The sequence below is a fragment of the Bacillus sp. SRB_331 genome, assembly GCF_003264175.1.
GTDB classification, from domain to species: Bacteria; Bacillota; Bacilli; order Bacillales; family Bacillaceae_G; genus Bacillus_A; species Bacillus_A mycoides.
In genome coordinates this window covers 215,802-229,653 of the sequence record NZ_NADV01000001.1, presented here as the reverse complement: position 1 = coordinate 229,653, position 13,852 = coordinate 215,802, and the positions used below count along the sequence as shown (strand labels likewise).

Genomic DNA, 13,852 nt, shown 5'->3' with positions numbered 1-13,852 from the left:
ATGAAAAAGATTATGAATGATGTAGAAAATATTGTTCAAGATATGCTGCATGGCTTTTATTTTGAACATAACGACAAAGTAAATTACGACGAAACACATAACATCATTTATGTAAAAGATATCGCAGAAATGGAGCAAAACGTTGTCATTATAAGCGGCGGTGGTAGCGGACACGAACCAGCTGATATTGGCTATGTAGGAAACGGTATGCTTACGGCGGCAGTAAACGGCAGTATCTTCACTCCCCCTACAGTCGAACAAATTGTGGCGGCAACTCGCTTAATGCCAAAAGATAAAAGTATTTTATTCATCATAAAAAACTTTAAAGATGACGTAGAAAACTTTTTAGCGGCAGAACAAATCGTAAAAGAAGAAGGAAGACAAATTGACCACATCATCGTAAATGACGACGTTTCAATTGAAGATGATGCTTCTTTTAACAAAAGAAGACGCGGCGTTGCTGGCACTGTTTTCATTCAAAAAATAGTAGGCGCGGCCGCTGAGAGCGGTCATTCTTTAGAAGAACTAACAGCACTTGGACAAGCTGTCATCCAAAACTTACACACATTAGGAGTCGCCCTTTCACCTGCAAATGATCCAGTACAAGGAAAAGCTTCCTTCACATTAAACGACGATGAAGTGTTTTACGGCGTCGGCATTCATGGCGAAAAAGGTTACCGTAAAGAAGCACTATCCTCTTCTGAAATATTAGCGATTGAACTAATGAACAAATTAAAAAGCATTTATCGCTGGCGAAAAGGAGACAACTTCTCCATCCTCATTAACGGACTCGGTGCGACACCATTAATGGAACAATACATTTTCGCAAACGATATTCGCCGTTTATGTGAGCTGGAAGGCTTACATGTGAAGTTCGTAAAGGTTGGTACCCTTCTCACTTCTTTAGATATGAAAGGTGTTTCGCTCAGTTTGCTTAAAATAGAAGATTCGGATTGGGTGAAGTGGTTGAAGGCGGATGTTAGAGCGAGTGGTTGGTAACAATAAACTAAACATTATGATGATTGAACGTTTAGTAATCAAAAGTACTGACTTATATGAAGAATGTATAAATCTTAGGTATCTTTAAATAAATAGAAGCATACATACTATTTGCAAGTTATCCACCAGTTTCGAAATGCGGTTATCCAGTCGGAGAAAGGCACCTTAATGTGTCTTTTTTTTATTTTCAAAAGGACCTGCTCAATTATTGCGTAAAAAACATAAAGTAAATTGAATCCGTTAAAATACATGAGTGACCCCTTGTTTTCCCCTCTTATTAAAGGAGGAACTATTATGGGATTTGGTGGTAGTTGTGGCGGCTGTGGATTTTCTGGCGGCTTTGCTTTATTAGTAGTATTGTTTATTTTATTAATCATAGTTGGAGCTTCTTGCTTCTGCTAAACAAACTATCGGAAAAGACACTCTTATATGGGTGTCTTTTCTTTGTAATAAAAAACTCTCCATAAAGGAAAGTTTTTAGGTTTATACATTCAAGTCATCCAAATTAGTTATTTATACAGCACCTTATCACTTTCGGTCTTTAGTGTGACATACAAATAATCCTTCTCCTACACAAAGTTGCTCAACTAACTTTAATTCCTTAGATCCAAAACTTATATAATTAAAACACTCATCACCAATTAATACACCTATTCTTAAATCAGAAAATATTAATATCAGTTTATCAACTTCTCTACTTGGTAAAAACTTTAACACATCATCATTAAATTCATTTTCTTACATCAATAGTTAGCTCATCTGTAATCTGCTCAAGATGAAAAAATCTTTTTATATAATGGATATGTGACCATTTTTCTTCTCCGCCAATAATAAATAATTCTTGCGCATCATACATAAATGAGAAGCTTGGATAGAAACTGTCCGCTTTTATTTCAATCTCACCAGTATGATTACTAATCATCTTACAGTCTGCTGAATAGCTTAATAACGTATAGAGAGAATCTTGTGCTGATTGGAAGAAATACTTCATAAGTGTAGTTATATCATCACTATTGGTAATGCACACTTTAAAAAAGTTCGTATCCTTTTTCTTATTAGTAAAAACTAGCTCAAAATGAAGTTTATTCTCTTCTAAAAACCCTTGAATAAAGTCCCTACGTAAATAAGTTTCCAATAACATATACATAGGAAATTTGTTATTTGCACTTATAAATCCTTTAATGATTTCTTCAAATCCTGTATGCTGATTCCAATTCGTTCCTACTCCTATCATAATAGGGTGATTGAAATAGATAGAATACGGTGAGAACCCTTCATCTTTTAACATATACACTCGTTTTCCATCTGTATGAAGAGCTGTTTGAGACTCTTTTAGTAAGTATTGAAATAATTGAACATTTAACACATTTACACCTACCTATCATGTAATACATAAACTGTATCTATTAAGTTAGAAAAAGGGATGAATCATTCACATTTTACCGTGTTTAAGCGAGGAGAACTAGAATCATTTTATAAACGAGGTCGTATCTCATTGGAGGATTACAGGTCTCCAGGATAATAAATTAACATCGCACCTACAAATGAACACACTAAACAAAAAATAGCCTCGTATTTTATGACTAGAGAAGAATTGTTATCAAGCTTTTCTTCCTCTCTTTTAAATATCATTTTAAATAAAGCTCTATATAATAAATACCCAACAATCGCCCCGAGGGTGTTCGTAAATAAATCATCAATATCTGTAATTCTATTATTTAGTAATTGATTTAACTCAATTGCCAATGAAAAAAAGAATCCCGCACATACGGTGTTTTGCATTTTTCTAAAATGCGGCCAAATAGTCGGTAATAAAAAACCTAACGGCATAAACAGTAAAATGTTCAAAAGATACGTAGTACTACCTGCAGTATCAAATAGAGTCAAGTTGATTTGACTTACACGAATCCACGTTTCATATCTACTTATATCCCATACAGTCGCGATTTGCGTCACCTTATACACTAGCGAAAGGTAGAACAGAAAAACATATACCCATAGAAAATGCCGAATAGATATAGTTCTTTTCGCTTTAAAATAAAATCCAATTTGAAACACAATACAAAAAATAATAGTAAAAAAATAAGTATACAAATAACTAATCCAAACTCCTGTATGCATGTAGAATCCCCTAACTTTACATTTTCATCTATGACTTTTTCGTTTTTAGTCTTCTTCTTGATGTAACTCATTTATAGGATAGGAAAAACTTTTAAAATCAAGAGCGGGGTAAACATTAAATTTTTCTTAAATCTTCACATGCAACTCTTGTAGTATTTTCATCAATACAGTATATAATCATGTGAATCGTTTGTTCAGTTAAAGTCTGACTCAATCAGATATACTTATTCTGACCAGAGGAAAGCAGTAAGCATGAATGAAAAGGTACTTGATGAAATTAGATGCTTCTAATAAAATCGCGAAAGAAACGATTAATGAATTATATTAATTAAGGGATTGCCATATGGCAATCCCTTAATTTTTTTCATACAACACAAAAGCGAGGAAAGTAGCTACTTTCCTCGCTTTTAAAAACGCCGATTGATGTGCGCTGATTAAAGTTTCACTTTATTCCTTCCCATCTCTCATACTGTAATACCCTAAATTAATAATAATCAAGAAATACCCACCCATAATTCCAGCAGCAAATGTCCACATGAATTCATGGTGTTCAATTTCATACATAATAATCGCGCCGAGTATTGCAGCTGCAAACCGATTCATCATTCCAAGCATCGGTGCTTTTTCTTTTTTTACAATGCTATCTCCGAACTTTTCAATACGCCTTCCTAAAATCCAGGCGCAGTACATACTCACTAAAAGGCCAATGCTTATCCCTACAAACTGGGCTGAAAAAGGTGTCAGCAACCATCCTAATAACATCACACCTAGCAAACAATATATTTGTATGTTAAATGATCTTAATGCCATACGAATCATGTTATGCTCCTTATCTTTCTCGATATATTTCCGTATCATCAATCCCATCTTTCGGACTTCAAACTTTCCGATATATCTTTTTTAAAATGGGGGAATTTGATTTTGCTCACCATTAAATAAGCAAGTACGCATGTGCCAAACGCCACGGAAACTGGATTATTCATGAGGCATAAAATGAGGAGGCACATTGCCGCGAATGGAATTGGCATGCCTATAAATGTCGGGAGTTTGCTTTGCTGCGTGTTAAATCTCGCAAGCCGCAGCATTCCACAAACACTGTAAGCAAGCGCACATATCATCCCGATAGACGGCAAATCTTTTAACACGATACTATATGCAAGAATAGAAGGTGCCACACCAAAGGTAACTAAATCCGCAAATGAATCTAGCTCCCCGCCAATTTCCGAAACAGAATCAAGTTTCCGAGCGACCATGCCATCAAAAAAATCAAATAACATACCTGTAATAATAAAAACTGCCCCCAAATACATATCGTGAACGAGGACAGCGTAAATAGCCAAAAGCCCACATACAAAATTTGCTATCGTAATCATATTTGGTATGTAACTCATAACAGGCTTCTCCTCCTTTCTACTAATTGCTTCATCAAGGTTCTTACTCATTACAATCAAGATCCTTCTGTTTTTCTTCCAATATCACTTTATTTATTTTCGTTAACGTATCCGTCATTTGCTCTAAAGCATTTATGTCGATTTTAGAAAAGTATTTCTCAATTAATACATCATCTAACTCAGACAACCGCTCTATATACTTACTACCGTTTGGACCAAGTGTAAGGAAATACTCCCGTTTATTATTAGGGTTTACTTGTTTCGAAATCATCTTCTGTTTTTCCAATTTCGATAAAACTTGGCTCACAGCACTTTTCGATATATTAAAAGTAGTCGCAATGTGATTTGCTGTCGTATTTTCATTTAAATTAATATGAAATAGCATGCTCTCTTGCTGTCCTGTAAGACCGAACTCATCCTTTAACTCCTGAAATAGTAAAATGTAGAATTCATTATAGGCTCGGTTCATTTCATTAATTACTTCTTTATATGATCTAGTCATAGCATTCTTCCTCCAGTTATGCTGTTATTTCGTTTTGTTAAATAGTTAAGTTTACTTAACTTAACTATATTATACCGTTATGTTCGTGTAAAGGAAAATATAGCCCCATACTTTATTCACAATGAAAAAAAAGAAGACATCTTAATTGATGTCTTCTTTTTATACTTAAGATTTCAAACTCTCACCATTCGTCTCAATTACTTCTTTATACCAATTGAAACTGTTCTTCTTCGATCTTTTTAATGAGCCTTTTCCTTCATTATCTTTATCAACGTATATATATCCGTAACGTTTTTTCATTTCTCCAGTAGAGGCACTTACAAGGTCAATCGGGCCCCAGCTTGTATATCCGATAATATCTACTCCATCTTGGATTGCTTCTGACATTTCCGTCATATGTTTTTGCAAGTAATCAATACGGTAGTCATCGTTTACTTCGTCTTCAGCATTTAATTGATCGATTGCGCCAAGACCATTTTCAACGACAAATAAAGGTTTTTGATAGCGATCGTAAAGTTGGTTCGCTGTAATACGGAAGCCTTTCGGATCAATCGTCCATCCCCACTCTGATTTTTCAAGATACGGATTTTCAACAGAACCAAATACATTTCCGCTCGTTATACTTTTTAGCACTTCCGGATCTGTACTTGTTGCTCGGCTTGAATAGTAGCTAAATCCGATATAATCAACTGTATTATCTCTCAAGATTGACTCATCGTCTTTTTCCATTTCAATCGTCAAATTGTTGTCTTTAAAGAAACGTTTCGCATACCCAGGATATGCTCCTCTTGCTTGTACATCAATGAAGAAGAATGATTCACGGTCTTGTTCCATCGCGCGTAAAACATCATCCGGATTGCATGTATATGGATACGTTGCACCAGCAGCAAGCATACAACCGATTTTTGCATCTGGAATAATTTCATGACACGCTTTCACAGCTAACGCACTTGCGACAAGCTGGTGATGCGCTGCTTGATACTGAATTTGTTTTTTATTCTCACCTTCTTTAAATGTTAACCCTGCACCCATGAAAGATAAATGTAAAAGCATATTAATTTCATTAAATGTCATCCAATATTTCACTTTATCTTTATATCTATTAAAAATCGTTTTTGCATACGTCTCAAAGAAATTGACAAGCTTTCTACTTCTCCAGCTTCCGTACTTTTCAACTAAATGAACAGGAACATCAAAATGAGCCATCGTAACTACCGGTTCAATGCCATGCTTCAACAGTTCATCAAATAAATTATCATAAAACTGTAACCCTGCTTCATTCGCCTTTTCATCATCACCATTTGGGAAAATACGTGTCCAAGCAATAGATACGCGTAACGCTTTAAATCCCATTTCTGCAAAAAGAGCAATATCCTCTTTATAACTATGGTAAAAATCAATTGCTTCGTGTGATGGATAAAACTCCCCTTCTACCGGTGTAAAGGAATGAATATTCCCCTTCATAATATCCCAACGCTTTTCACCAGTTGGCAATAGATCAACTATCGTCAATCCTTTTCCATCTTCTAAATATGCTCCTTCAGCTTGATTGGCAGCAATCGCGCCGCCCCATAAAAATCCTTTAGGAAAAATAACTTTAGACATATAGAAAAACTCCTTTATATAAGAATTAACGAGGAAAGGTATTACAATTTTTAAAGAATACCTTTCTTCGTTTGAACCTGTATGAAATGTAACTACTATTTAACTGCTAACTCTAGTAATGAATCTCCTGCTTGAATCTTTTCTACTTCCGTTTTTTTAATGCTATATTTATCATAATTTGTAACAACAACTGGTGTTGTCACAATATAACCCGCCTTTTGAATTTCAAATATATTAAACTCAATAAGTAATTGCCCTTTTTCTACTCTCGCTCCTTGTTCAATATGAGAAGAGAAAAATTCGCCATTTAGTTTCACAGTATCCATCCCAATATGGATTAAAATTTCAGCGCCTGAATCCGCCGTAATTCCTACTGCATGATTCGTCGGGAAAAGCGCAGAAATCGTACCTGATACTGGTGAAAACAACTTTCCTTCTGAAGGCTCAATCGCAACTCCTTCACCTAACGCACCTGATGCAAATGCAGCATCATCAATATGTTCGAGAGGCTTAACTACACCATGAAAAGGACTAAAGATTACTTCATCATCGTTTGATGCAGCAATTTTATTAATTGTTTCAACTGTTTCTGTAGAAGCTTTCTTTTTAGTAAAACCAAATAAGTAAGTAAGAACAAAACCTAATATTAAGGAGACAACCATCGCAATAATCGCTCCCCAAAATCCAGCCGTGATGCCTTCTTTCGGACTAATAAATGTTGGAATCGCAAATATCCCAAGACCACCTGTCATATAAGCTTGCGTACCGAATACGCCAAGTATTCCGCCGCCAATTCCTCCCGCAATACAGCTCATAATAAACGGCTTTTTAAGAGGAAGTGTAATACCATAAATCGCTGGTTCTGTAACCCCGAAAATACCCGAAATAAAAGCTGGAATACTAAGTGTTTTTAATTTCTGGTCTTTCGTTTTCATCCAAACTCCAAGAACAGCCCCAATTTGAGCAAATGAAGTAGCGAATATGAGCGCTAATATAGGATCAATACCGTGCACTGCTAAATTATTATAGCCAATCGGGACAATTCCCCAATGAAGTCCGAAAATAACGAGCACTTGCCAGAAAGCACCAAGTACTATCCCTGCTACTAATGGACTTAAATTATAAACCCAAAGTGTAGCCTGTCCTAAAAATTGACCTGCCCACGTCGCAATCGGGCCAATCACAAGAAATGTAACTGGTACAACGATAAGTAATGTGAAAAATGGTACTACAAATGTTTTAACAACATCTGGAATTACTTTCTTTAAAGTTCTTTCTACTTTCGATCCAAAATAAGTAGCGAGAATAATTGGAATAACTGATGACGCATAATTCATTAAAATAACTGGTATTCCTAAAAACGTAATATGAATTGGTGATTCAAACATCGTTCCAGCAAATAGCGTATATAATGGCTCGCTTGCTTTTAAACCTGATAAAGCTGGATAAACTAAAGCTCCCCCAATTGCCATACCAATGAACGGCGAACCTCCAAATTTCTTACTTGCTGTATATCCTAGGAAGATTGGGAAGAAATAAAATAACGAATCCCCAACCGCGTTTAATATTTGATACGTTCCTGACTCATTACTTAACCAGCCTAACGCTAAAAATAGTGCATTAAATCCTTTAATCATCCCCGTTGCAGCTAACACCCCTAAAATAGGAGTAAAAATGCTAGAAAGAATATCTATAAGACTACTCTTTTTCTTCTCACTCGTAGCTTCCTCTTCTGTTTCTTGAAATCCTCCGGCAACAATAACCGCTTTATACACGTCAGATACATGGTTACCAATAACAACTTGATACTGTCCACCGCTTTTCATAACAGTCACAATATCTTCCATACTTTTCAGTATTTCCGTATTTGCTTTCCCCTCATCCTTTAATTGAAATCTTAAGCGAGTCACACAGTGAACAACACTATGTACATTTTCTTTTCCACCTACGTTTTTCAAAATATCCTTTGCTAATTTTTCATATTTCATAATAGGTTCCCTCCTTATAATCATCCCATTTATCATTTATAAAAGAAAAAACCTAAACTAACTCTAATGACGTGATACATACGAATCACTCCATTAAAAGTCAATTTAGGTTTTGCCTGCCAAACAGTAACAATCCCGTTTATTCAATTACATAGTTCATTGCGTTTCGTTACACGATGAATGTGCAACGTTACATACACTTTTTCATCTTTTGAAAGATGACTATTATGCGCTTTTCGTAAGTATGCTTCAATTTTTTCTGTACAACAATATGCTTCATGATACTTACTTTTCACTTGCTCATATAAAAAATCATCATCTGCCGAATTTAATTCCTTCTGCATTAAACGCTGAGCAAAATATCGTAAATGCGTTACAAACCGACTATAATTAAATGAATTTTCATCTAAGTTCATCTTATAGTGGTACTTAACAACATTTAAAATATCTTGGACGATTTTCGTCATCGCCACCGTTTGCTGCATCGCCGGCTCTCCTTGCTGCGCATTAACGAAATGTAGTGCAATTGACCCTGCTTCATCTTCACAAAGTCTAAACCCAGTCTCTTCTTCAATAATATGTAAAGCTTGTAGACCGATTTCAAACTCTTTCTGATAAAATCTCTTAACTTCCCAAAGCAAAGTATTTTTGAGATCCATTCCTTCTTTATGCCTAGTTAAGGCGAAACTTAAGTGATCAGTTAATGTAAGATAAATATAATCACTTAACTCCCCCGGCAAAACTGTCTTAGCAAACTGAATAATTCTCTCTGTAATTTCTAAATTCTGCACAGGAATTTCAGTTAACAATCTAGCAAGTTTCTCTGATAATTCTTTTGTTTCTAGCACAAAGGTCTTTTCTATCTTAGATTCATCAATGGTATCGCCTACTTTTTTCTGAAATCCTAAACCTCTGCCCATAAGTACAACTTCTGTCTCATTATCCTTCATCGTACAAACAACATTATTATTTAAGATTTTATGGATTCTCATATTGTTCCGCCTTCTTTTTCTACTAAAGTCACAAAGGGTAATAAAAAAACCTAAACTGATTCCAAAAGCCACACTACACCCGTAGCCTCTAGATCAATTTAGGTTTTGCCTGCCGAACAGTAACAATCCTTTTAATTATTAACTTACCTTTATTATACACAAGCAGTAAGCGTTTGCAACAACGAATTATTGAACATTTTTTTACAAGGAAAAACAAAGGCATAATAATCTTTCAGTTTTTTCAAATTCCATATAGACCCATTATTAGTTAAAATGTTGTAATTAAATTACCCTACATAGTTACTCATAGTCAGACTGAGAAACTAGCGTCTTATTAAGCAATGCGCATAACTCAAATAAAAAAGACACTCTTATATAGGTGTCTTTTCTTTATCAATTAAAAAGGATGCGAACCCAAGCCTTTAGCCATAATTACAACTAAGGCTTTTTCTATATAAAAAATAAAACATAGTAAAAATAGAATACTCACTTAAATTGTCTTTCACTTTACAAATTATATCCAAAAAGTTGGATAGCTTCTTTTACTACTCATATTATTAATGAATAAAGCAATAACCACAATAACCACGGAACCAACTAAAACTGGTGTTACTAAATAACTCCAACTGTTTGCCCCTAAAATAACGATAATTGGATCGGCCCCTGCCGGAGGATGCGTTGTTCTCGTTAACATCATAACGGCTATTGCCATCCCCACTGCTAAAGCAATTGTCCAATAATCATTCCCAAACAAATGATATATTGATAGACCAATGAAAGTTGAAATTAAATGTCCTCCAATAATATTACGCGGCTGAGATAGCGGTGCATTCCAAACTCCAAACGCTAATACACAACTCGCTCCAAATGGAGCCATTAGCAATTCTGTAGAGGTTATACTCGTTAAATATGTTAAGGTGAGAATTGTTAAAAATCCCCCCAGTAGTCCCGTTAAAGAATCCTTTATATTTACTTGTAATGGACTTCTCCCTTTCCCTTTCATTTTTGAAAAATATCGTACACTTATTGGCTGAGCCTCTTTCTGCTTAGCTGCTGTTATATTATCCATCGTTTCCTCCTTTATCCCGCTATTCGCGGGGATGGACACCCCACTAATTAAAGTTTCACTTTATTTACCTACAATTATAACCCGAATTAACTAACCTGTAAATATTAATTTTAGGGGTTAGTTTAAAGGTCGAAAAAAAAAAAGAATCAACTGTTATAAGTTGATTCCCTAAACCTCTTCAGATTTTCGATCCTGAAATTTTGCCACCTTTTTCCGGTTTCCACATATTTTCATAGAACACCATTTTCGTTTTCCACTTTTATCTATAAATAATAAAACACAATCAGGGTTTGAACATCTTTTAAGAGAAATAAGCTTATTCTCTGCTATTAACGTTAAAGTATCAAATGCAATTAACGATACGAGAACATCCTCAATTTCTCCAACTGGGATGGGTACGAGACGCTGTTCAATGACTTTATATGTAAATGGCGCCTTCTCAATTTGTTTTTCTAAATACACAATAAAATCATTAGAAATTTCGTGCTGATCAGCAATTGCTTCGAACTGTTTTCTCAGTACCTCTCTTATTTCTAATATGCTAGATGTAACTTGATTCATGCGCTCTTGGAGCACCTTTTCATTGTCAAAAGGAATATTCTCCTTTACTACATGTAGCCATTCTAATACATCTTCATCTGTTATTAATAAATCATAACGTTGTCCACGCCTAACTAACTCTGTATTCACTAAATCTAATGAGAGATTTCCAGATATAAGCGGGAATTGTTTTGTTTCCTGCATGTACTCATCACCTACTCTTTAACCAATCATATTCTAAAGCAATATGACGGTGCAACTTTTTATAAATTCACATCCAGAAAGAAAGCCCCATGGCTAAAGCACCCCATTCACATTTAAAAGGATCACGTATACCTTCTCCCCTAAAATAACCAAAACCCATTTACAAATCTGTAAAAGTAGATATAATATCCTTATGGAACCTTTATTAATTTATAAAGCATTGTCAAATGAAACAAGATGTCAAATTTTATCATGGTTGAAAAATCCGGAAAACCATTTCGATGAAAAACCTTATCTAGAGCAAGGCCTTAACTTTCAAGTTGGAGTGTGCGTAGGAGATATCCAGCTTAAAACTGGCTTAGCCCAATCGGTTATTTCTAGTTATTTATTAACAATGAAAAAGGCAGGATTACTAGACTCTGACCGAATTGGAAAATGGACATACTATCGCCGAAATGAAAAAACAATACGAGAGTTTTCTGAATACGTTCAAAACGAATTATAAAATGAAAGCTAATAATCAATCTACATATCAATTGATTATTAGCTTTCACACATTCTGCTTTTTTACAGGTATCCAATTACTTTTTTATAAAATTGCACTACCTATAAAAGCAAGAAACATAGAAAGGAGAAAATTTTTTAATATATCATATCTAGTTATTTAGATATCTGTTATTGTATTTAAAATTACATAGTCCAGATAAGATTGGCATCCAATCATACTTGTAATAATGCTTCTTTGTTAATGAATTTACTTTCAAAATACTGATACGAATGGAGAGTTTTATAAATGAAAAAAGTAAATCCTTTACTTATTCTGACACTCGCAATAGGTGTGTTCGGAATTATTACTACCGAGATGGGTATTGTCGGCGTATTACCACAAATCACTCAAAAATTCGGAATTTCAACTACACAAGCTGGATTTTTAGTAAGTATATTTGCACTAGTTGTTGCTATTTCTGGTCCGTTTTTAATTCTGCTCGTCTCTAGTATTAATCGCAAAATAATTTTATTAACAGCAATTTTTGCATTTGTTATTTCAAATATAATCTACGCTTATACAACACAATTTGAAATCATGCTTATTTTTCGTATTTTACCGGCAGCACTTCACCCACTCTTCTTTTCAATTGCTCTTGTAACAGCTGCTAAACTTGTCCCTCCAGAAAAGAGCGGTCAAGCGGTTACAAAAGTTTTCATGGGAATTACTGTTGGCTTTGCTTTAGGTGTACCACTAACCTCTTACCTTGCAGACCAATTTTCACTCGAAATTGCTTTCTTATTCGGAGCGCTTGTTAACACTCTTGCATTCATTGGAATACTAATCCTACTTCCTTCTATGCCTGTTAAAGAAAAAATGTCTTTCGGCAAACAAATTCGTATACTCGGCAAACCAGGATTATGGTTGAATATTTTAACCGTCACATTCCTTTTTGCAGCCATGTTTTCCGTATACAGCTACTTCGCTGAGTACCTTGCCAAAGTAACTTCCATGAATGGATCTCTCATCAGTATCATGCTATTCATATTTGGCATAGTTATGATTTTAGGCAATCATTTATTTGGTAGTCTCCTGCAAAAAAGTATAGTAAATACAGTAATATTATTCCCTATCCTATATTCTATTGTTTACATATTGGTTTATTATTTAGGTTCCTACCTTGTTCCAATGATTTTTATCGTATTCATTTGGGGAATCGTACATGCTGGTGGATTAATTGTTGGTCAAACATGGTTAATAAGCGAAGCAAAGGAAGCGCCTGAATTCGGTAATAGCCTATTCGTTTCATTCTCAAATCTCGGAATTACTTTAGGAACAACTATTGGAGGCTGGTTCATTTCAAACTTAGGTATTCACCAGCTTATTTGGAGCGGATTCATTTTCACACTACTCTCATTTCTGTTAATTATAATAAAACTAAAATTTTTCAATTCTAATAGCGAAGCTTCATTATCAAGCTAGTACATTTTCAGTTTCAAATTTTATAAACTAAAAAGTATAATGATCAAAGCCTTTAGCCATAATTACGACTAAAGGCTTTTTTGTATATAAAGTGAAACTTTACTCAGTGGGAGGTTTTGTTCATCCCCCACTGAGTATTAGCCTTCACCAATCGGGCGTTTACGGGCAGCAGGGCTCCCACCTAACTTCTTTGCTCCAGCTGAATTTTGAGGTGGGAGTTTTACTGCCCACAAATAGCGGGATAAAAATAAATCTAAAAGGAGCTAATTTTATGGAACATAATCAAAATGGAGTACTTGCTTTAATTGTTTTGTTTTTAGGATTAGTGTTTTTTGTTAGTGGAATGGTTTATCATTTATGGGGTTCTTATTAATTTCAACTTTTAGAAAGATAAATAATTTAAAAACTAAAACGTATATTGTAATTATCGATATGGCATATTTCCAAAAACAACTTAACATGGTAAAATAAT

At 34.6% G+C, this 13,852-nt stretch carries 14 protein-coding genes; 4 read left to right on the top strand and 10 right to left on the bottom strand.

Annotated features, from left to right (window positions below; translation table 11 throughout):
* Together dhaQ and B5P42_RS01270 are read left to right on the top strand one after the other, a co-directional pair.
* Nucleotides 1-999 carry a DhaKLM operon coactivator DhaQ gene (gene dhaQ / locus B5P42_RS01275; RefSeq protein ID WP_113733443.1) on the top strand — a complete coding sequence of 333 codons (999 nt, stop codon included), beginning with the start codon at nt 1-3 and terminating at the stop codon, nt 997-999.
* Between the two features lie 294 nt (nt 1,000-1,293).
* A complete protein-coding gene (locus tag B5P42_RS01270; protein ID WP_000505673.1) occupies nt 1,294-1,401 on the top strand; it encodes a YjcZ family sporulation protein in 108 nt (35 codons plus the stop codon).
* A gap of 328 nt (nt 1,402-1,729) precedes the next feature.
* Here B5P42_RS01270 and B5P42_RS01260 read toward each other — a convergent pair whose 3' ends face one another.
* From B5P42_RS01260 to B5P42_RS01215, 10 genes are all read right to left on the bottom strand, one after another.
* Complete coding sequence (locus B5P42_RS01260) at nt 1,730-2,365, bottom strand: hypothetical protein (protein ID WP_113733442.1); 636 nt, start codon at nt 2,363-2,365, stop codon at nt 1,730-1,732.
* A gap of 137 nt (nt 2,366-2,502) precedes the next feature.
* Nucleotides 2,503-3,120, bottom strand: a complete 618-nt coding sequence (locus B5P42_RS01255; RefSeq protein WP_113733441.1) for a VanZ family protein — start codon at nt 3,118-3,120, stop codon at nt 2,503-2,505.
* A gap of 447 nt (nt 3,121-3,567) precedes the next feature.
* Nucleotides 3,568-3,939: an ATP synthase subunit I gene (locus B5P42_RS01250; protein ID WP_033708849.1), complete on the bottom strand. Its 372-nt coding sequence runs from the start codon at nt 3,937-3,939 to the stop codon at nt 3,568-3,570.
* 38 nt (nt 3,940-3,977) lie between these two features.
* A complete protein-coding gene (pssA, locus tag B5P42_RS01245) occupies nt 3,978-4,562 on the bottom strand; it encodes a CDP-diacylglycerol--serine O-phosphatidyltransferase (RefSeq protein WP_113733440.1) in 585 nt (194 codons plus the stop codon).
* Nucleotides 4,555-5,013 carry a MarR family winged helix-turn-helix transcriptional regulator gene (locus B5P42_RS01240; RefSeq protein WP_002030118.1) on the bottom strand — a complete coding sequence of 153 codons (459 nt, stop codon included), beginning with the start codon at nt 5,011-5,013 and terminating at the stop codon, nt 4,555-4,557. Before B5P42_RS01240 ends, pssA begins: the two co-directional genes overlap by 8 nt.
* A gap of 165 nt (nt 5,014-5,178) precedes the next feature.
* A complete protein-coding gene (locus tag B5P42_RS01235; RefSeq protein WP_113733439.1) occupies nt 5,179-6,618 on the bottom strand; it encodes a 6-phospho-beta-glucosidase in 1,440 nt (479 codons plus the stop codon).
* Nucleotides 6,619-6,713: 95 nt separating this feature from the next.
* Nucleotides 6,714-8,606, bottom strand: a complete 1,893-nt coding sequence (locus B5P42_RS01230) for a beta-glucoside-specific PTS transporter subunit IIABC (RefSeq protein WP_113733438.1) — start codon at nt 8,604-8,606, stop codon at nt 6,714-6,716.
* A 143-nt stretch (nt 8,607-8,749) separates the two neighbouring features.
* Nucleotides 8,750-9,598 (bottom strand): BglG family transcription antiterminator LicT, encoded by an 849-nt coding sequence (gene licT / locus B5P42_RS01225; RefSeq protein ID WP_060750938.1) that lies wholly within the window; start codon nt 9,596-9,598, stop codon nt 8,750-8,752.
* A 514-nt stretch (nt 9,599-10,112) separates the two neighbouring features.
* On the bottom strand, nt 10,113-10,667 hold the full coding sequence (locus B5P42_RS01220) for an HPP family protein (RefSeq protein WP_088031144.1): 555 nt from the start codon (nt 10,665-10,667) through the stop codon (nt 10,113-10,115).
* A gap of 168 nt (nt 10,668-10,835) precedes the next feature.
* Nucleotides 10,836-11,411, bottom strand: a complete 576-nt coding sequence (locus B5P42_RS01215) for a CGNR zinc finger domain-containing protein (RefSeq protein WP_002140624.1) — start codon at nt 11,409-11,411, stop codon at nt 10,836-10,838.
* Between the two features lie 193 nt (nt 11,412-11,604).
* Between B5P42_RS01215 and B5P42_RS01210 the strand changes: the two genes are divergently transcribed.
* On the top strand, nt 11,605-11,916 hold the full coding sequence (locus B5P42_RS01210) for an ArsR/SmtB family transcription factor (RefSeq protein ID WP_002011018.1): 312 nt from the start codon (nt 11,605-11,607) through the stop codon (nt 11,914-11,916).
* A gap of 288 nt (nt 11,917-12,204) precedes the next feature.
* Entirely contained in the window at nt 12,205-13,380 is a 1,176-nt protein-coding gene (locus B5P42_RS01205) for an MFS transporter (RefSeq protein ID WP_113733437.1), read from the top strand.
* The last annotated feature ends 472 nt before the right edge of the window (nt 13,381-13,852 follow it).

Excerpts from the sequence above, each read along its gene's own strand:
- B5P42_RS01250 (WP_033708849.1), bottom strand. The coding sequence starts at position 3,939 with ATGATTCGTATGGCATTAAGATCATTTAACATACAAATATATTGTTTG.
- dhaQ (WP_113733443.1), top strand. The coding sequence starts at position 1 with ATGAAAAAGATTATGAATGATGTAGAAAATATTGTTCAAGATATGCTG.
- B5P42_RS01235 (WP_113733439.1), bottom strand. The coding sequence starts at position 6,618 with ATGTCTAAAGTTATTTTTCCTAAAGGATTTTTATGGGGCGGCGCGATT.
- B5P42_RS01215 (WP_002140624.1), bottom strand. The coding sequence starts at position 11,411 with ATGCAGGAAACAAAACAATTCCCGCTTATATCTGGAAATCTCTCATTA.
- B5P42_RS01210 (WP_002011018.1), top strand. The coding sequence starts at position 11,605 with ATGGAACCTTTATTAATTTATAAAGCATTGTCAAATGAAACAAGATGT.
- B5P42_RS01230 (WP_113733438.1), bottom strand. The coding sequence starts at position 8,606 with ATGAAATATGAAAAATTAGCAAAGGATATTTTGAAAAACGTAGGTGGA.
- licT (WP_060750938.1), bottom strand. The coding sequence starts at position 9,598 with ATGAGAATCCATAAAATCTTAAATAATAATGTTGTTTGTACGATGAAG.
- B5P42_RS01255 (WP_113733441.1), bottom strand. The coding sequence starts at position 3,120 with ATGCATACAGGAGTTTGGATTAGTTATTTGTATACTTATTTTTTTACT.
- B5P42_RS01270 (WP_000505673.1), top strand. The coding sequence starts at position 1,294 with ATGGGATTTGGTGGTAGTTGTGGCGGCTGTGGATTTTCTGGCGGCTTT.
- B5P42_RS01240 (WP_002030118.1), bottom strand. The coding sequence starts at position 5,013 with ATGACTAGATCATATAAAGAAGTAATTAATGAAATGAACCGAGCCTAT.
- B5P42_RS01205 (WP_113733437.1), top strand. The coding sequence starts at position 12,205 with ATGAAAAAAGTAAATCCTTTACTTATTCTGACACTCGCAATAGGTGTG.
- pssA (WP_113733440.1), bottom strand. The coding sequence starts at position 4,562 with ATGAGTAAGAACCTTGATGAAGCAATTAGTAGAAAGGAGGAGAAGCCT.
- B5P42_RS01220 (WP_088031144.1), bottom strand. The coding sequence starts at position 10,667 with ATGGATAATATAACAGCAGCTAAGCAGAAAGAGGCTCAGCCAATAAGT.